This is a genomic window from Nocardioides sp. 31GB23 (genome assembly GCF_040012395.1).
In the GTDB taxonomy this organism is placed as follows: Bacteria; Actinomycetota; Actinomycetes; order Propionibacteriales; family Nocardioidaceae; genus Nocardioides; species Nocardioides salarius.
This window is the reverse complement of sequence record NZ_JBDYKJ010000010.1, coordinates 39,253-57,140: the sequence shown is the minus strand read 5'-3', so window position 1 is coordinate 57,140 and position 17,888 is coordinate 39,253. Positions and strand designations below refer to the sequence as shown.

The window sequence follows — 17,888 nt, the reverse complement described above, 5'->3', positions numbered from 1 at the left end:
AGGGTGAGTGGGGTGAGCTCGGGTGCGGGGCCGAGCAGGAATAGCCTCGGGTGCCGCGGGGTTGGCCCGCGGTCCGGGCAGACCGGTCGAGCGTGCGACGAGACGGGGGAACGGTGAGCCAGCAGGCAGGGTCGGACCGGGCGGCAGCGAACCGGGCCACGACCACTCGCGACGGGTTCGCCGTGCTGTGGGTCGCCATCAAGCGCGAGCCGTGGGTCTTCGCGGTCTCCGCGCTGGGCAGCGTGCTCTTCGGTGCCCTGACGGTGGCCGACGCGTGGGTGCTGGGCTGGTCGACGGAGAACGTCGTGCTGCCCGCCCTCGAGACCGGTGAGGTCGGTGCGGGGATGCTGTGGGCGGTGCTGGCGCTCTTCCTGGGCGTGGCCATCCTGCGCGCGGTCGGCATCGTCGCGCGTCGCCTGGGCGCCGGCATCATGCAGTACCGGATGCAGGCGCACACCCGCCGTGCCGTGACCCGCCAGTACCTCGCCCTGCCGATGGAGTGGCACCAGCGCCACCCGACCGGGCAGCTGCTCTCCAACGCCAACTCCGACGTCGAGGCCGCCTGGGGCCCGGTCGCGCCGCTGCCGATGGCGGTCGGCACGGTCGCGATGATGGTCATCGCGGTGGTCCAGATGCTCGTCGCCGACCTGGTGCTGGCCGTGGTCGGGCTGCTCGTCTTCCCCGCGGTGATCGCCGCCAACGTCGTCTTCCAGCGGCTCAGCTCGCCGCTGATGACCCGGGCGCAGCAGCTGCGCGCGGAGCTCTCGGAGGTCGCCCACGAGTCCTTCGACGGCGCCATGGTCGTCAAGACCCTGGGCCGCGAGGGCGAGGAGACCGCCCGGTTCGCGGCGAAGGCCCAGGAGCTGCGCGGGGTGCTGGTGCGCGCCGGGCGCATCCGGGCGGCCTTCGACCCCTCCCTCGCGGCGCTGCCCAACCTGGGCGTGCTGGTCGTCCTGGCCGTCGGGGTCGCGCGGGTGCAGAGCGGTGCCACCGACCCCGGCAACGTCGTGCAGGTGGCCTACCTGCTGACCATCGTCTCCTTCCCGATCCGCTCGATCGGCTGGCTGCTGGGGGAGTTCCCCCGCAGCGTCGTGGGCTTCCGGCGGGTCACCAGCGTGCTCGAGGCCACCGGCGAGATGCCGTACGGCGACGCGGCGCTGGCGCGCACCGGCCGCGGTGGCGCGCACCTCGAGATCGACGGCCTGAGCTACTCCCACGTCCCCGGCCAGCGGCTCCTCGACGACCTGCGCTTCAGCGTCGAGCCGGGGCGCACGGTGGCGCTGGTGGGAGCCACCGCCTCCGGCAAGAGCACCCTGACCTCGTTGGTCAGCCGCCTGGTCGACCCCGACGCCGGTCGGATCCTCCTCGACGGCCAGGACGTGCGCGACCTCGCGCCCGGCCAGCTGGCCCGGGCGGTCTCGCTGGTGGCCCAGACCGCCTTCCTCTTCGACGACACCGTGCGCGGCAACATCACCCTGGGCGCCGACGTCAGCGACGAGGAGGTGTGGTCGGTGCTGCGCGCGGCCCAGGCCGACGGGTTCGTCGCCGCCCTGCCGCACGGCCTCGACAGCCGGCTCGGCGAGCGCGGCACCTCGCTCTCCGGCGGCCAGCGCCAGCGGATCTCGCTGGCCCGGGCGCTGGTGCGCCGGCCCCGGCTGCTGGTGCTCGACGACGCGACGTCCGCGGTCGACCCCGAGGTCGAGGCACGCATCCTGGCGGCGCTGCGCTCGGGTGCCGACGGCGCCGAGCGCCCGAGCCTGCTGGTCGTGGCCTACCGCAAGGCCACCATCGGGCTGGCCGACGAGGTCGTGCACCTCGAGGGCGGGCGCGTCGTCGACCGCGGCACCCACGACGAGCTGCTGGCGCGCAACCCCTCCTACGCCGCGCTGGTCAACGCCTACGAGGACGAGGCCGACGCCGTCACCACCACCACCGCAGGAGAGTCGTCATGAGTGCCGTCCGTGCCGCCTCGACCTCGGGCACCGCGCTCGACACCGGCGAGGAGATGCGTGCGATCGAGACGATCCGCCGCGGACTGCACCACTCGCCCGAGCTCACCGTCGGCATCCGCACCACCCTGGCCTACGCCGTGCTCGCCTCGGCGGGCCAGGTCGTGGTGCCGGTCGCGGTCCAGCAGACCCTCGACCGCGGGCTCGGCGCCGAGGGCGGCCCCGACCTCGCCTTCACCGCCTGGATGGGGGTGCTGGCCGCGCTGGCCATCGTGCTGACGTCGTGGGCGTCGTACAAGATGACCAGCCGGCTCTTCCGCACCGCCGAGGGCGGGCTGGCCACGCTGCGCACCAAGGCCTTCCGCCACGTCCACGACCTGCCGCTGCTGACCCAGAACACCGAGCGTCGCGGCGCCCTGGTCGCCCGGGTCACCAGCGACGTCGACCAGGTCAGCCAGTTCCTGGTCTTCGGCGGCCTGCTGTTCGTGGTCAGCATCGGGCAGGTCGTGATCGCGACCGCGGTGATGCTCGTCTACTCCTGGCAGCTGACGCTGGTGGTGTGGCTGTGCTTCGCACCGCTGTTCGCCTCGCTGAAGTACTTCCAGCGCAAGCTGTCGCAGGCCTACGGCACCGTGCGCCGCCAGGTCGGCGTGATGCTCTCGGCCATCTCCGAGCCGGTCGTCGGCGCCGCGGTGGTCCGGTCGTACGCCGTGCAGTCGCGCACCCAGGACCGCATCGACGAGGCCGTCGACGCGCACCGCGTCGCGAGCACCCGCGCCCAGGGCTTCACGGCCTTCTCCTTCTCGCTCGGCGGCGTCTCGGCGGGGCTGGCCAACGCCGGCGTCATCGTGGTGGGCGTGCTGCTGGGCCTGGACGGCGACATCTCGGCCGGCGAGATCCTCGCCTTCGCGTTCCTGGTCACGCTCTTCGTGGGACCGGTCCAGATGGGCACCCAGATCCTCACCGACGCCCAGCTCGCGATCGCGGGCTGGCGCCGGGTGATCGGCATCCTCGACACCCCCGCCGACCTCGTCGACCCCGGACCCGAGGGCCACGACCTGCCGCCGGGCCCGATCGACGTGCGCTTCGAGGACGTGACCTTCGCCTACCCCGGCGGCCCGCCGGTGCTGCGGGACGTCGACATGTCCATCGACGCGGGCCGCCGGGTGGCGATCGTGGGGGAGACGGGCTCGGGGAAGTCGACCTTCGCCAAGCTCCTGACCCGGCTCATGGATCCCTCGGAGGGCGCCGTGCTGCTCGACGGGGTCGACGTGCGCGACATCGCCCAGGCCACCCTGCGCCGCAGCGTCGTGCTGGTGCCGCAGGAGGGCTTCCTCTTCGACGACACCATCACCGCCAACGTGCGCTACGGCCGCCTCGACGCCTCCGAGGCCGACATCTGGGCCAGCGCGGAGGAGCTGGGCCTGGGGGACTGGCTGGCGGGGCTCCCGGCCGGGCTCGAGACCCGCGTGGGCCAGCGCGGCGACTCGCTGTCGGCCGGCGAGCGCCAGCTCGTGGCGCTGCTGCGCGCCCACCTGGCCGACCCCGACCTGCTGGTGCTCGACGAGGCCACCAGCGCGGTCGACCCGTCGCTGGAGATGCGGATCGGGCGTGCCCTCGAGCGGTTGATGAGCGGTCGCACCTCGGTCACCATCGCGCACCGGATGTCGACCGCCGAGGCCGCCGACGAGGTGGTCGTCGTCGACGCCGGCCGCCTCGTGCAGCGCGGGCCGCACGCCGACCTCGTCGCGCAGCCGGGATCGGTCTACGCGGGCCTGCACGCGTCGTGGGTGGCCCAGCAGGGGCGCTGAGCCCCGCCCGCCACTCCGGGGGATGATGGGGCCATGACCGACCAGCTCGCCCCCGACGTGGCCGCACGCCTCAAGCGCACCAGCGACGGGCTGGTGCCGGCCGTGGCCCAGCAGCACGACACCGGCGAGGTGCTGATGCTGGGCTGGATGGACGACACCGCGCTGGCCCGCACCCTGTCCACCGGCCGGGCCACCTACTGGTCGCGCAGCCGGGGCGAGTACTGGGTCAAGGGGGACACCTCGGGCCACGTGCAGCACGTCGTCGAGGTCCGCCTCGACTGCGACGGCGACACGATCCTGGTCAAGGTCGACCAGGTCGGCGCCGCCTGCCACACCGGCGAGCACACCTGCTTCGACGCCGACCTGCTGCCGCTGGGCGGCCCCGAGCGTGGCTGAGCCCCACCGCGCGCGGCGCGCCTTCGCCCCGGTCGTGCTGCTGGGCCTGGTCGCGGGCACCCTGACGGCCGTCGCCGGCACCCGGCCGGGCGTCGACGTCGTGGGCGACCCCGGCTCCGGCGTCACCGCCTCGGTCGGTCTCGGCGGCCCCGAGGCGGCCTACGACCTGCCGCTGGTCACCTCGCTCGCCCTGGTGGCGCTGGCCGCCTGGGGCGTGGTGCTCGTGACCCGCGGTCGGGTGCGTCGCGTCGTCGTCGCGGTGGGCCTCCTCGGGTCGGTGGGGGCCCTCGTGGCCGCGCTGGCCGCCTGGGGCAGCCTGCCCGACGAGCTGCGCACCGCGCTCGAGCAGGTGGGCGCCGGCGACACCGATGTCACGCGCACCGGCTGGTACGCCACCGCGGTGGTCGGCTCGCTGCTGCTGGTGCTCGCCTCGGGCGCGGCGCTGCGGCTGGTGCCGCACTGGCCCGAGATGGGCAGCCGGTACGACGCCCCGACGGGCCAGGCGGCCGGCGCCCGGCCGGCCGCGCCCACCCGCCCGGTGGAGGAGCTCTCCGGCCTCGACCTGTGGCGCGCCATCGACGAGGGCCACGACCCGACCGACGACGACACGTCGGGGCCGGACCGGGGTGCGGGCTGAGCCCGGCGCGCCACTACACTCGGCCGCACCGATCGACGTACACCCGAGGAGCAGCGACATGTCGAACAACCACGGCAACACCCCCGCAGCCTGGACCGCGGTGGTCGTGGGACTCCTCGGCTTCACCGTCGGCAGCGTGGGCCTGCTCTTCAGCCCCGTGAGCTTCACGGTCTTCTGGATCGGCGTGGCGATCACCCTCGCCGCCGGCATCGTCTTCCTCGTGATGGCCAAGATGGGCCTGCACGAGGAGGCCGGGCACTGAGCACTCCGCCGCGATGAGCGTCCTGGCCCCCGTCGCGCCGCCGCCGACGCCCCGGCGCGAGCGGCTGCGGGCGCCGGCGCTGACCATCGGCGGCCTGGCGCTGGCCACCATCGCCCTGCGGCTGCACGACCCGCACGTCGCCGGCAGCTGGGGCATCTGCCCCTCCGCGGCGCTGGGCTTCTGGTGCCCGGGCTGCGGCGGCCTGCGGGCCGTCAACGACCTGACCCATGGCGACGTCGCCTCGGCGGCCTCGAGCAACCTGCTGCTCGTGGTGCTGATGCCGGTGGCCGTGGCGCTGCTGGCCGCATGGGCGCTCTCGCGCTGGCACGGACGCCGCGCGCCCCGGCTGCGGGGACGCGCGGCGGCGGTCGTGCTGGTGGCCGGGCTGGTCGTGGTGGGCGCGTTCACGCTCCTGCGCAACCTGCCGCTGCCGGTGGGCACCTGGCTGGCGCCCTGACCCGGGGCCGGCTCGCGATCAGCTGGTGGAGAAGTCGAAGCTGAAGCCGCCGCTGGCGATGACGATGATCTGCACGACGAGGAAGACCAGGGCGACGATGCCCAGGATGAAGCCGGCCTTGGCCAGGCCGGCGCCCTGCTGGCCGGTGGTGGCGATCTCGGCCTGTGCCTGACGGCCCAGCACGATCGCCAGGATGCCCAGCGGGCCGCAGCACAGCAGCGAGACGATGCCGCTGACCAGTGACCAGGTGGCCTTCTTCGAGGTGCCGACGGGCTGGTCGCCGCCGTAGGCGGGCTGCCCGTACTGCGGCGGTGGGGCCAGAGTCCTCGGAACATATCGTCGCCGGTGGCTCCGGCGCAGGCGGACGCGCCAGGAGCGCCCAGCCACGGGCGTGACAGACTCGAGTCGTCCCCACCACCGTTCCAGGAGTCCCCGTGTCCGTCCTCGACGACATCGTCGCCGGCGTCCGGGTCGACCTCGCCGAGCGCCAGGCCACCACGTCGCTGAGCGACCTGCGTGCCGCGCTCGCCGACGTCGACGCGCCGCGCGACCCGATGCCGCACCTGCGCGCCCCCGGCTCGAGCGTCATCGCCGAGGTCAAGCGCAGGAGCCCGAGCAAGGGCGCCCTCGCCGACATCCCCGACCCCACGGTCCTGGCCCGCGAGTACGCCGCCGGGGGCGCGGCCGCGATCAGCGTGCTGACCGAGCAGCGGCGCTTCGGCGGGTCGCTGGCCGACCTGCGCGCGGTGCGCGCCGCGGTGGACACCCCGCTGCTGCGCAAGGACTTCATCGTCACCGACTACCAGCTCTGGGAGGCCCGGGCCGCCGGCGCCGACCTGGCGCTGCTGATCGTGGCCGCCCTCGACGACGACGACCTGCGCCGGCTGCACGACCTGGCCGGTGAGCTGGGGCTGACCGCGCTGGTCGAGGTGCACGACGAGGCCGAGACCGAGCGCGCGGTCGCCCTGGGGGCGCCGCTGGTCGGCGTCAACGCCCGCAACCTCAAGACCCTCGAGATCGACCCGGCCACCTTCGCCCGGCTGGCCCCGCAGGTCCCCGACGACGTGGTCAAGGTCGCCGAGTCCGGCGTCGTCGGCGTCGACGACGTCCGTCGCCACGTCGGCGAGGGCGCCCGCGCGGTGCTCGTCGGCGAGGCGCTCGTCAAGGACGGCGACCCCCGCGCCGCCGTCGCCGCCATGACAGGAGTCCAGGCATGAGCACCACCAGCAGCCCCGTCCCCCCGTCCTCGGGTCGCTTCGACGCCGACGCGCAGGGCTGGTTCGGCGGGCCCGAGGAGGGCTGGGGCGGGCGCTTCATGCCCGAGGCCCTGATCGCCGCCCTCGACGAGCTCACCGAGGCCTGGACCGGCGCGATGGCCGACCCCGCCTTCGTGGGGGAGTTCGAGCACGTGCTGCGCGACTACGCCGGCCTGCCCAGCCCGCTCTTCCACGCCACCCGCCTCAGCGAGCAGGTCGGGTGCCGGGTGCTGCTCAAGCGCGAGGACCTCAACCACACCGGCGCCCACAAGATCCGCAACGTGCTGGGCCAGGCGCTGCTGACCAAGCGGATGGGCAAGCAGCGGGTCATCGCCGAGACCGGGGCCGGCCAGCACGGCGTCGCGAGCGCGACCGCGGCGGCGTACTTCGGGCTCGACTGCACCGTCTACATGGGCGCGGTCGACACCCGCCGCCAGGCTCTCAACGTGGCCCGGATGCACCTGCTGGGCGCCGAGGTGATCCCGGTCGAGTCGGGCAGCGCCACCCTCAAGGACGCCATCAACGAGGCGCTGCGCGACTGGGTCGCCTCGGTCGACCACACCGCCTACCTCTTCGGCACCGCCGCCGGACCGCACCCGTTCCCGAGCATGGTGCGCGACTTCACCCGCGGCATCGGCGACGAGTCCCGCGCCCAGTGCCTCGAGCAGTACGGCGTGCTGCCCGACGCGATCGCGGCCTGCGTCGGCGGCGGCTCCAACGCGATCGGGCTGTTCACCGCGTTCCTCGACGACGACGACGTGGCGATCTACGGCTTCGAGCCCGGCGGCGAGGGCGTGGACACCCCGCGCCACGCCGCGACCATCCACGCCGCCGACCGGGGCGTGCTGCACGGCGCCCGCACCTACGTGCTGCAGGACGCCGACGGCCAGACGCTCGAGTCGCACTCGATCAGCGCCGGGCTGGACTACCCCGGCGTGGGCCCGCAGCACGCCCACCTCGCCGCGACCGGCCGAGCGACGTACCTGCCGGTGACCGACGACGAGGCGATGAGCGCGATGGCGCTGCTGAGCCGCACCGAGGGGATCATCCCGGCGATCGAGACGGCCCACGCCGTCGCGGGCGCGATCCGCGTCGGGGAGCGGCTCGCGGTCGAGAAGGGCCCCGAGGCCACCGTGCTGATCAGCCTCTCCGGGCGCGGCGACAAGGACATGGGCACCGCGATCGAGTACTTCGGCCTCGGCGAGACCAAGGTCGACCTCGACGACGACATCACCGAGGAGCCGGTCGGATGAGCGCGCCCACCAGCAGCACCGACCGCACCGTCGCCTCCGCCTTCGCCTCCGCGCGCGCGGAGGGCCGCGCGGCCCTGGTCGGCTACCTGCCCGCCGGCTTCCCCGACGTCCAGGGCGGCATCGACGCGATGCTGGTCATGGTCGAGGCCGGCTGCGACGTCATCGAGGTCGGGCTGCCCTACTCCGACCCGGTGATGGACGGCCCCACCATCCAGGCCGCCGCCCAGCAGGCCCTCGAGCGCGGCGCCCGCACCGACGACGTGCTGCGCACGGTCGAGGCCGTGGCCGCGACCGGCACGCCCACCGTGGTGATGACCTACTGGAACCCGGTCGAGCGCTACGGCGTCGAGCGGTTCGCTGCCGGGCTCGCGGCCGCCGGGGGAGCCGGGCTGATCACCCCCGACCTGACCCCCGACTTCGCCCCCGAGTGGATCGCCGCCGCCGACCGGCACGGCCTCGACAAGATCTTCCTGGTGGCGCCGTCCTCGACGCCCGCACGGGTCGCGATGACCGTGCGCGCCAGCCGCGGGTTCGTCTACGCCACCGCCGTGATGGGCGTGACCGGCGCACGCACGACCACCAGCGACCTGGCCGGCCCCCTCGTGGCCCGCACCAAGCAGGCCGTGGCCGAGGCCGGCCTCGACCTGCCGGTCGGCGTGGGGCTCGGCGTCGGCAACGGCGACCAGGCCGCCGAGGTGGCGTCGTACGCCGACGCGGTCATCGTCGGCTCGGCCTTCGTGCGCACCCTGCTCGACCACCCCGACGACCGCGCCGCCGGCCTCGAGGCCCTGCGCGCGCTGACCCACGACCTCGCGGAGGGCGTCCGACGTGCCTGAGACGACCCGCTCGACCCGCCGGCTGCTCGCGCCGCTGCTGGCGGCCGCCGCCCTGCTGCTCAGCGCCTGCGGGGGCGGCAGCGAGGCCTCGACGGCCCAGCTCAGCGCCCAGGTGGTCGACCCGCCCTTCGACGTCTCCTCGACGCCGCTGACCGACACCGACGGCGAGCCGTTCTCGCTGACCGACGACACCGACGCGCGCCTGACGCTGGTGTTCTTCGGCTACACCCGCTGCCCCGACATCTGCCCGGCGGTGCTCACCAACCTGGCCAGCGCGATGACCCGGCTCGACGAGGCCGACCGCGAGCAGGTCGAGGTGGTCTTCGTGACCAGCGACCCGGCTCGCGACGACGCCGAGACGGTGCGCTCCTACCTCGACCGGATCGACCCCGACTTCACCGGGCTCACCGGCGACCTCGACGACATCGAGGAGGTCGGCGAGTCGATCGCCATCGGCGTCACCGACGGCACCAGGCTGCCCAGCGGCGGCTACGACCCCAACACCCACAGCACCCAGGTGGTGGCCATCGACGGCGGCGACGACGCCCCGCTCTACTGGGGCCAGGAGACGTCGTCGGCGCAGTTCGCCGCCGACATCCACGCCCTGCTCGAGAGGGGCTGAGCATGGTGCTCGACCTGCTCGCCGGGCTCCCCGTGCTGCCGCTGTCGATCCCGAGCCCCTCCGAGGGCACCTGGTACGTCGGCCCGCTGCCGCTGCGCGGCTACGCGCTGAGCATCATCGCCGGCATCGTGGCCGCCATCTGGATCGGCGAGCGCCGCTGGGTGGCCCGCGGCGGGCGCGCCGGCGACATCCAGGACCTCGCGATCTGGGCGGTGCCCTTCGGCCTGGTCGGCGCCCGCGCCTACCACGTCGCCACCGACGCGAGCCGCTACTTCGGCGAGGACGGCAACCCCTGGCAGGCCCTCTACATCTGGAAGGGCGGCCTGGGCATCTGGGGCGGCATCGCGCTGGGCGCTGTCGGCGTCGTGGTCGGTGCGCGCCTCAAGGGCATCCGGCTGCTGCCGGTGCTCGACGCGATGGCCCCCGGCGTGCTCGTGGCCCAGGCGCTGGGCCGCTGGGGCAACTGGTTCAACCAGGAGCTCTACGGGCGGCCCACCGACCTGCCCTGGGGCCTGGAGATCGACCCGGTCAACTGGCCGCCCGGGCGCAGCTTCGAGCCGGGCACGACCTTCCACCCCACCTTCCTCTACGAGTCGCTGTGGGGACTGGCCGCCTTCGCCGTGCTGGTGTGGGCCGACCGGCGCTTCCGGCTCGGCCACGGCCAGGTGCTGGCGGCCTACGTCGCGCTCTACACGCTGGGGCGCGGCTGGATCGAGACGCTGCGCATCGACGACGTCGAGCTCTCCGACGTGGGCGGGCTGCGCTTCAACGTCTGGACCTCGATCGTGCTGTTCGTCGCGGCGGTGGCCTTCCTGGCCTGGTCGCGCCGTCGTCACCCCGATCGGGAGGAGCGGGTCTACGAGCCGGGCCGCGAGCCCGTCGAGGACGCCACGGCCTGAGGCGGCGCCCGTCTCACCAGGCGGCGACCGGGACCGCGCGGGCCGGACGCCCAGGTGACCGGTGCTAGCCTGAGCCTTCGCGTGGGCCAATGTCGTCCCCTGCGCTCGACTCAAGATCCGCTCCACCGCAGTCGCCGGTCCCGGACCAGCTCGACCAGGGTCCGTTCCCCGGCGGCGACGACGACGGGAGACCCCGGTGCCCTACCAGCACGCATTCCCGCCGCCCCAAGGGCTCTACGACCCCCGCCACGAGCACGACGCGTGCGGTGTGGCCTTCGTCGCGACCCTGACCGGCGTCGCCAGCCACGACATCGTGGCCCAGGCACTCACCGCCCTGCGCAACCTCGAGCACCGTGGTGCCGCGGGCGCCGAGCCCGACTCCGGCGACGGCGCCGGCATCCTGATGCAGGTGCCCGACGCGTTCCTGCGCGAGGCGACCGCCGAGCTCGGCATCGAGCTCCCGCCGCAGCGCGCGTACGCCGTCGGCACGGCGTTCCTGCCCGGTGACGACGAGCACGTGGGTGCCACCGTCGCCCGCATCGAGGAGATCGCGGCCGAGGAGGGCCTCGCGGTCCTCGGCTGGCGCGAGGTCCCCACCGACCCCAGCACCCTGGGTGCCACCGCCCTCGGCGTGATGCCGACCTTCCGCCAGCTCTTCGTGGCCGGCGCGACCCAGCGGGTCACCGGCATGTCGCTGGAGCGGATGGCCTTCTGCCTGCGCAAGCGCGCCGAGCGCGAGACCGACGTCTACTTCCCGTCGCTGTCGGCGCGCACCCTGGCCTACAAGGGCATGCTGACCACCGACCAGCTCGACCGGTTCTACCCCGACCTGGTCGACCCGCGGGTCGCCTCGGCGCTGGCCGTGGTGCACTCGCGCTTCTCGACCAACACCTTCCCGAGCTGGCCGCTCTCGCACCCGTTCCGCTACATCGCCCACAACGGCGAGATCAACACCGTGATGGGCAACCGCAACTGGATGCGGGCCCGCGAGGCGCTGCTCGACTCCGACCTGATCCCCGGCGACCTCGAGCGGCTCTACCCGATCGTCACCGACGGCGCCTCCGACTCCGCCTCCTTCGACGAGGTGCTCGAGCTGCTGCACATGGGCGGGCGCTCGCTGCCCCACTCGGTGCTGATGATGATCCCCGAGGCGTGGGAGAACCACGCCGAGATGGACGCGGCCCGCCGCGCCTTCTACGAGTTCCACGCCAGCATGATGGAGCCGTGGGACGGCCCCGCCTGCGTCGTCTTCACCGACGGCGACCAGATCGGCGCGGTGCTCGACCGCAACGGCCTGCGCCCCTCGCGCTACTGGGTCACCGACGACGGTCTCGTGGTGCTGGCCTCCGAGGTCGGCGTGCTCGACCTCGACCCCGCCACGATCGTGCGCAAGGGCCGGCTGCAGCCGGGCCGGATGTTCCTCGTCGACACCGAGGAGCACCGCATCATCGAGGACGAGGAGGTCAAGTCCGGCCTCGCGGGGGAGCACCCCTACGAGGAGTGGCTGCACGCCGGGCTGATCCACCTCGACGACATCCCCGAGCGCGAGCACATCGTGCACACCCACGCCAGCGTCACCCGGCGCCAGCAGGTCTTCGGCTACACCGAGGAGGAGCTGCGGGTCATCATCACCCCGATGGCCAACACCGGCGCCGAGCCGATCGGCTCGATGGGCACCGACACGCCCATCGCGGCGCTCTCGCAGAAGCCGCGCCTGCTCTTCGACTACTTCGCGCAGCTCTTCGCGCAGGTCACCAACCCGCCCCTCGACGCGATCCGCGAGGAGCTCGTCACCTCGCTGAGCGGCACCATCGGTCCCGAGTCCAACCTGCTCGAGCCCACCCCGGCCTCGTGCCGCCAGGTCGTGCTGCCGTTCCCGGTGATCTCCAACGACGACCTGGCCAAGATCCGCCACGTCAACCGGGACGGCGACATGCCGGGCTTCATCACCCACGTCTCCCGTGGCCTGTACGAGGTCGAGGGCGGCGGCGCCGCGCTGGCCGCGCGCATCGACGAGGTGTGCGCCGAGGTCAGCGCCGCCATCGCCGAGGGGGCACGCATCATCGTGCTCTCCGACCGGCACTCCACCGCCGAGCTGGCCCCGATCCCGTCGCTGCTGCTCACCGCCGCCGTGCACCACCACCTGGTGCGCGAGAAGACCCGCACCCAGGTCGGCCTGCTGGTCGAGGCCGGCGACGTGCGCGAGACCCACCACGTGGCGCTGCTGGTCGGCTACGGCGCGGCCGCGGTGAACCCCTACCTGGCCATGGAGTCCGCCGAGGACCTGGCCCGCGAGGGCTACTACGTCACCAGCGAGCCCGAGCAGGCCGTGGCCAACCTGGTCAAGGCGCTGGGCAAGGGCGTGCTGAAGGTGATGTCGAAGATGGGCGTCTCCACGGTCGCCTCCTACACCGGCGCGCAGATCTTCGAGGCCCTGGGCCTCTCGCAGTCGGTGGTCGACAAGTACTTCACCGGCACCACCTCCAAGCTCGGCGGCATCGAGCTCGACACCATCGCCGAGGAGGTCGCGCGCCGCCACCGCACGGCGTACCCGCGCGGCGGGATCATGCCCGGTCACCGCGAGCTCGAGATCGGCGGCGAGTACCAGTGGCGCCGCAGCGTCAACGGGGAGGCCGAGCCGCACCTGTTCGACCCCGAGACCGTCTTCCGGCTCCAGCACTCCACCCGCACGGGGCGCTACGACGTCTTCAAGCAGTACACCCAGCGCGTCGACGAGCAGTCCGAGCGGCTGATGACCCTGCGTGGGCTGTTCCGCTTCAAGGACGCCGAGCAGGCCGGGCGCGCCCCGGTGCCGATCGAGGAGGTCGAGCCGGTCTCCGAGATCGTGAAGCGGTTCTCGACCGGCGCGATGTCCTACGGGTCGATCAGCGGCGAGGCGCACGAGACCCTGGCCATCGCCATGAACCGGCTCGGCGCGAAGTCGAACACCGGCGAGGGCGGCGAGGACCCCGAGCGGCTCTACGACCCCGAGCGGCGCAGCTCGATCAAGCAGGTCGCCAGCGGCCGCTTCGGCGTGACGTCGGAGTACCTGACCAACGCCGACGACATCCAGATCAAGATGGCCCAGGGCGCCAAGCCGGGGGAGGGCGGGCAGCTGCCCGGCCACAAGGTCTACCCGTGGGTGGCCAAGACCCGGCACAGCACGCCCGGCGTGGGCCTGATCAGCCCGCCGCCGCACCACGACATCTACTCGATCGAGGACCTGGCGCAGCTGATCCACGACCTCAAGAACGCCAACCCCGCGGCCCGCGTGCACGTCAAGCTGGTCTCCGAGGTCGGCGTCGGCACGGTCGCGACCGGTGTCTCGAAGGCGCACGCCGACGTGGTGCTGATCTCGGGCCACGACGGCGGCACCGGCGCCTCGCCGCTGACCTCGCTCAAGCACGCCGGCGGGCCCTGGGAGCTCGGCCTGGCCGAGACCCAGCAGACGCTGCTGCTCAACGGGCTGCGCGACCGGATCGTCGTGCAGACCGACGGCCAGCTCAAGACCGGTCGTGACGTGGTCGTCGCGGCGCTGCTCGGCGCCGAGGAGTACGGCTTCGCCACCGCGCCGCTGGTGGTCTCGGGCTGCATCATGATGCGGGTCTGCCACCTCGACACCTGCCCGGTGGGCGTGGCCACGCAGAACCCGGTGCTGCGCGAGCGGTTCTCGGGCAAGGCCGAGTACATCGTCAACTTCTTCACCTACATCGCCGAAGAGGTGCGCGAGCTCCTCGCCGAGCTCGGGTTCCGCAGCCTCGACGAGGCGATCGGCCAGGTCGACGTGCTCGACGTGGCCCCGGCGGTGGAGCACTGGAAGGCCGCGGGCCTCGACCTGAGCCCGATCCTGCACCGCCCCGACGCCTCGGCCTTCCCCGACCAGGACCTGCGCTGCACCAAGAGCCAGGACCACGGGCTGGAGAGGTCGCTCGACGTGACCGAGCTGGTGCCGCTGGCCCAGCCGGCCCTCGAGAGCGGCGAGCCGGTGCGGGCCCAGGTCGCGGTGCGCAACGTGCACCGCACGGTGGGCACGATCCTGGGCCACGAAGTCACCAAGCGCTACGGCGGCGAGGGCCTGCCCGACGGCACCATCGACCTGACCTTCCTCGGCTCGGCGGGGCAGTCCTTCGGCGCCTTCGTGCCGCAGGGCATCACCCTGCGCCTCGAGGGCGACGCCAACGACTACGTCGGCAAGGGCCTCTCGGGCGGGCGCATCGTGGTGCGCCCCGACCGGGCCGCGACCTTCACCGCCTCCGAGCAGACCATTGCCGGCAACACGATCGCCTACGGTGCGACGTCGGGCTCGGTCTTCATCCGGGGCGGGGTCGGCGAGCGCTGCTGCGTGCGCAACTCCGGCGCGCGGGTGGTCACCGAGGGCGTGGGCGACCACGCCGCGGAGTACATGACCGGCGGCCGCCTGGTCGTCCTGGGGCCCACCGGCCGCAACGTCGCCGCCGGCATGTCCGGCGGCGTGGCCTGGGTGCTCGACCTCGACGAGGCGCGGGTCAACCGTGAGCTCGTCGAGCTGGTGCCCGTCGAGGGCGAGGTCGCCGAGGAGCTCGAGGCGCTGGTGCGCAGCCACCTCGAGGAGACCGGTTCGGAGGTCGCCGAGGCGCTGCTGGCCGACTGGTCGCAGTCGCTGGCCCGCTTCACCGAGGTGATGCCGCGCGACTACCGCATCTCCCTGGAGGCCAAGGCCAAGGCCGAGGCCGACGGGCTCGACGAGAACGAGACCGCTCACGCGATGATGGAGGCGCTCCATGGCTGACCCCAAGGGCTTTCTGAAGGAGGGTCGCAAGGTCGCGGCCCGTCGTCCGGTCGAGGAGCGGGTGGGGGACTGGAACGAGGTCTACCCCGACGGCGTCGGCCGTGCCCTGCTGCCGATCATCACCCCGCAGGCCGGGCGCTGCATGGACTGCGGCATCCCGTTCTGCCACCAGGGCTGCCCGCTGGGCAACATCATCCCCGAGTGGAACGACCTGGTCTGGCGCGACGACTGGGAGGGGGCGATCGAGCGGCTGCACGCCACGAACAACTTCCCCGAGTTCACCGGTCGGCTCTGCCCGGCGCCCTGCGAGACCGCCTGCGTGCTGGGCATCAACCAGGACCCGGTGACCATCAAGAACGTCGAGGTCTCGATCATCGACAAGGCGTGGGAGTCCGGCACCGTGCGGCCCCAGCCCCCGGAGTGGCTCTCGGGCCGCACCGTGGCGGTGATCGGCTCGGGCCCCGCCGGCCTGGCCGCCGCCCAGCAGCTGACCCGGGCCGGGCACACCGTGGCGGTCTACGAGCGCGCCGACAAGATCGGCGGGCTGCTGCGCTACGGCATCCCCGAGTTCAAGATGGAGAAGAAGCACCTCGACCGGCGGCTGGACCAGATGCGCCGCGAGGGCACGGTCTTCCGCGCCGGCGTCGACGTCGGTGGCGACCTGACCGGGCAGCGCCTGGCCGACCGGTACGACGCCGTCGTGCTGGCCACCGGCTCGACCGTGGCCCGCGACCTGGGCGTCGAGGGCCGTGAGCTGGACGGCATCCACCAGGCCATGGACTTCCTGCCGCAGGCCAACCGCGTCGCGGTCGGCGAGAAGGTGGAGGGCCAGGTCACCGCCGAGGGCAAGCACGTGGTCATCATCGGCGGCGGAGACACCGGCGCCGACTGCCTGGGCACGTCGACGCGCCAGCAGGCCGCCTCGATCACCCAGCTCGAGATCATGCCGGAGCCGCCGGGCACCCGCCCGGAGGGCCAGCCGTGGCCGACCTACCCGATGACCTTCCGGGTCTCCTCGGCCCACGAGGAGGCGGGGGAGCGGGTCTACGCCGTGTCCACCAAGCGCTTCATCGGCGACGAGGCCGGCCACGTGCGCGCCCTCGAGCTCGTCGACGTCGTCCTGGAGGACGGGCGCCCGACCGAGGTCGAGGGCAGCAGCCGCGAGATCCCGGCCGACCTGGTGCTCTTCGCGATGGGCTTCACCGGCCCCGAGCGCGAGGGACTGGTCGAGCAGCTCGACCTCGAGCTCGACGAGCGGGGCAACGTGCGGCGCGACGCGTCGTACGCCTCCTCGCGCCCGGGGGTCTTCGTGGCCGGCGACTGCGGTCGCGGCCAGTCGCTCATCGTGTGGGCGATCGCCGAGGGCCGCGCGGCGGCGTCGTACGTCGACGCCTACCTGACCGGGGAGACCGCGCTCCCCGCGCCGGTCAAGCCGACCGACCGCCCGCTGACGGTCTGATCCGCCGTCCGGGTCCCGGCGGCCTGCCACGCGGTGGCAGGCTGTCGGGATGCTGGACGAAGAGCTCGCCCAACGCATCGTCGAGCAGACGATGCAGCGACTGGGTCACAACGTCAACGTGATGGACCAGCGCGGCGTCATCGTCGGGTCGGGCGAGGCAGACCGCCTCGGCACGGTGCACGAGGCGGCGCTGCTGGCGATCACCTCGCGCCGCACGGTGGTCGTCGACCGCGCCGCGGCCGAGCGCCTCGAGGGCGTCCGCCCGGGCGTCAACGAGCCGCTGGTCCACCGCGGACAGGTGGTCGGCGCGATCGGGGTGAGCGGCGACCCCGACCTGCTCGGGGAGGTCAGCGCGCTGCTGGCCATGACGGCCGAGCTCATCCTGGAGCAGGTGCGCGCGATCGACGACGAGCAGTCGCGTCGCCGGCAACGCGAGGCGCTGGCCCGGGCCCTCGTCGACCCGGTCGTCGGCGACGCCGACTGCGCCGTGCTGGGTGAGCGGCTCGGGGTCGACCTCGACGTGCCGCGGGTCGCGGTGCTGGTGGAGGTGGCCGAGCCCCGCGCCGACCAGGGCGAGAGGCTGCGGCAGGTCCATCGGTCGCTGGAGCGCGGTGACCCCCGGGTGCTGGCGGCGCTCGTCGACCCGGGGCTCCTGCTGGTGCTGGTGCCGAGCGGTCCCTCGGGGGCGGCGGAGCGGGTCCTGGCCCTGACCGGACGAGCAGGCGCGGCGCTGGTGCTCCACGAGGGGACCGCCGCGGTGGCGGCGGCCGACGAGTCCTGGCGCCCCGTCGTGCGCTCGGCGCAGTCGGCCCACGACGTGCGCGAGCGTCGTCCGGTGTCGACGCAGCGGGTGCGGCGGCACCGCGACGACGAGACCGCCTACCTGCTGGCCGGGCTCGAGGACGACTGGCGCCTGCGCGCGCTGGCGGCGCCGTGGCGTGCCCTGCAGGCGCGGGACCCCCACGACGTCCTGTGCCACACCGTGGTGACGCTGCTGGAGCACGGGGGAGACCTCCTGGCGACGGCCGGCGCGCTGCGCGTGCACCGCAACACGCTGCGCTACCGGCTCGACCGGGTCGCCTCGCTCTCCGGTGCCGATCCGCGCGACCCCGAGGGCCTGTTCCGGCTGCGAGTCGGCCTCGCCCGCAGCGAGGCCCGGGCCGAGGTTGTGCAGCCGCACGACGATCAGCAGCACATCGGTCGTGGACATGGTGCACGTGCATGATGAGACGGCAGGCTCACCGGGCATAGCGTGACGGCAGTCACGGCCGACCCGATCTCAC

15 protein-coding genes are annotated in these 17,888 nt (G+C 73.6%); 14 read left to right on the top strand and 1 reads right to left on the bottom strand.

Going from position 1 to position 17,888, the window contains the following annotated elements:
• Nucleotides 1–113: 113 nt before the first annotated feature.
• From ABKW28_RS04805 to ABKW28_RS04780, 6 genes are read left to right on the top strand one after another with little or no spacing between them, the layout of a single operon-like run.
• A complete protein-coding gene (locus ABKW28_RS04805; protein ID WP_348606769.1) occupies nt 114–1,952 on the top strand; it encodes an ABC transporter ATP-binding protein in 1,839 nt (612 codons plus the stop codon).
• Nucleotides 1,949–3,760 (top strand): ABC transporter ATP-binding protein, encoded by a 1,812-nt coding sequence (locus ABKW28_RS04800; RefSeq protein ID WP_348606766.1) that lies wholly within the window; start codon nt 1,949–1,951, stop codon nt 3,758–3,760. The genes ABKW28_RS04805 and ABKW28_RS04800 overlap by 4 nt, the downstream gene beginning before the upstream one ends.
• A gap of 33 nt (nt 3,761–3,793) precedes the next feature.
• The gene (hisI, locus tag ABKW28_RS04795) at nt 3,794–4,156 is read left to right on the top strand and encodes a phosphoribosyl-AMP cyclohydrolase (protein ID WP_193670252.1); all 363 of its coding nucleotides are present in this window, start codon (nt 3,794–3,796) and stop codon (nt 4,154–4,156) included.
• Entirely contained in the window at nt 4,149–4,793 is a 645-nt protein-coding gene (locus tag ABKW28_RS04790; protein ID WP_348606763.1) for a Trp biosynthesis-associated membrane protein, read from the top strand. The genes hisI and ABKW28_RS04790 overlap by 8 nt, the downstream gene beginning before the upstream one ends.
• Before the next feature lie 58 nt (nt 4,794–4,851).
• Nucleotides 4,852–5,055, top strand: a complete 204-nt coding sequence (locus tag ABKW28_RS04785; protein WP_348606760.1) for an HGxxPAAW family protein — start codon at nt 4,852–4,854, stop codon at nt 5,053–5,055.
• A 13-nt stretch (nt 5,056–5,068) separates the two neighbouring features.
• Nucleotides 5,069–5,512: a DUF2752 domain-containing protein gene (locus tag ABKW28_RS04780; RefSeq protein ID WP_348606757.1), complete on the top strand. Its 444-nt coding sequence runs from the start codon at nt 5,069–5,071 to the stop codon at nt 5,510–5,512.
• 18 nt (nt 5,513–5,530) lie between these two features.
• Here ABKW28_RS04780 and ABKW28_RS04775 read toward each other — a convergent pair whose 3' ends face one another.
• Nucleotides 5,531–5,899 (bottom strand): DUF4190 domain-containing protein, encoded by a 369-nt coding sequence (locus tag ABKW28_RS04775; protein WP_348606754.1) that lies wholly within the window; start codon nt 5,897–5,899, stop codon nt 5,531–5,533.
• Nucleotides 5,900–5,946: 47 nt separating this feature from the next.
• On the opposite strand from ABKW28_RS04775, the gene trpC reads away from it, so the two are divergent.
• The 8 genes from trpC to ABKW28_RS04735 all read left to right on the top strand — a co-directional run bounded on the left by trpC (nt 5,947) and on the right by ABKW28_RS04735 (nt 17,830).
• Entirely contained in the window at nt 5,947–6,729 is a 783-nt protein-coding gene (gene trpC, locus ABKW28_RS04770; RefSeq protein WP_193670257.1) for an indole-3-glycerol phosphate synthase TrpC, read from the top strand.
• Nucleotides 6,726–8,021, top strand: a complete 1,296-nt coding sequence (trpB, locus tag ABKW28_RS04765; protein ID WP_348606751.1) for a tryptophan synthase subunit beta — start codon at nt 6,726–6,728, stop codon at nt 8,019–8,021. The genes trpC and trpB overlap by 4 nt, the downstream gene beginning before the upstream one ends.
• On the top strand, nt 8,018–8,857 hold the full coding sequence (gene trpA, locus ABKW28_RS04760) for a tryptophan synthase subunit alpha (RefSeq protein ID WP_348606748.1): 840 nt from the start codon (nt 8,018–8,020) through the stop codon (nt 8,855–8,857). The genes trpB and trpA overlap by 4 nt, the downstream gene beginning before the upstream one ends.
• Complete coding sequence (locus ABKW28_RS04755; protein WP_307823114.1) at nt 8,850–9,479, top strand: SCO family protein; 630 nt, start codon at nt 8,850–8,852, stop codon at nt 9,477–9,479. The genes trpA and ABKW28_RS04755 overlap by 8 nt, the downstream gene beginning before the upstream one ends.
• Before the next feature lie 2 nt (nt 9,480–9,481).
• Complete coding sequence (lgt, locus tag ABKW28_RS04750) at nt 9,482–10,378, top strand: prolipoprotein diacylglyceryl transferase (protein ID WP_193670260.1); 897 nt, start codon at nt 9,482–9,484, stop codon at nt 10,376–10,378.
• Nucleotides 10,379–10,574: 196 nt separating this feature from the next.
• Entirely contained in the window at nt 10,575–15,146 is a 4,572-nt protein-coding gene (gltB, locus tag ABKW28_RS04745) for a glutamate synthase large subunit (RefSeq protein ID WP_348606745.1), read from the top strand.
• Nucleotides 15,139–16,605 (top strand): glutamate synthase subunit beta, encoded by a 1,467-nt coding sequence (locus ABKW28_RS04740; protein WP_348606740.1) that lies wholly within the window; start codon nt 15,139–15,141, stop codon nt 16,603–16,605. The genes gltB and ABKW28_RS04740 overlap by 8 nt, the downstream gene beginning before the upstream one ends.
• A gap of 49 nt (nt 16,606–16,654) precedes the next feature.
• Nucleotides 16,655–17,830, top strand: a complete 1,176-nt coding sequence (locus tag ABKW28_RS04735) for a sugar diacid recognition domain-containing protein (protein ID WP_348606734.1) — start codon at nt 16,655–16,657, stop codon at nt 17,828–17,830.
• Nucleotides 17,831–17,888: the final 58 nt, after the last annotated feature.

Coding starts and splice junctions, on each gene's coding strand:
- ABKW28_RS04780 (WP_348606757.1), top strand. CDS start 5,069: ATGAGCGTCCTGGCCCCCGTCGCGCCGCCGCCGACGCCCCGGCGCGAG.
- ABKW28_RS04785 (WP_348606760.1), top strand. CDS start 4,852: ATGTCGAACAACCACGGCAACACCCCCGCAGCCTGGACCGCGGTGGTC.
- ABKW28_RS04735 (WP_348606734.1), top strand. CDS start 16,655: ATGCTGGACGAAGAGCTCGCCCAACGCATCGTCGAGCAGACGATGCAG.
- hisI (WP_193670252.1), top strand. CDS start 3,794: ATGACCGACCAGCTCGCCCCCGACGTGGCCGCACGCCTCAAGCGCACC.
- trpA (WP_348606748.1), top strand. CDS start 8,018: ATGAGCGCGCCCACCAGCAGCACCGACCGCACCGTCGCCTCCGCCTTC.
- ABKW28_RS04740 (WP_348606740.1), top strand. CDS start 15,139: ATGGCTGACCCCAAGGGCTTTCTGAAGGAGGGTCGCAAGGTCGCGGCC.
- ABKW28_RS04800 (WP_348606766.1), top strand. CDS start 1,949: ATGAGTGCCGTCCGTGCCGCCTCGACCTCGGGCACCGCGCTCGACACC.
- trpB (WP_348606751.1), top strand. CDS start 6,726: ATGAGCACCACCAGCAGCCCCGTCCCCCCGTCCTCGGGTCGCTTCGAC.
- lgt (WP_193670260.1), top strand. CDS start 9,482: ATGGTGCTCGACCTGCTCGCCGGGCTCCCCGTGCTGCCGCTGTCGATC.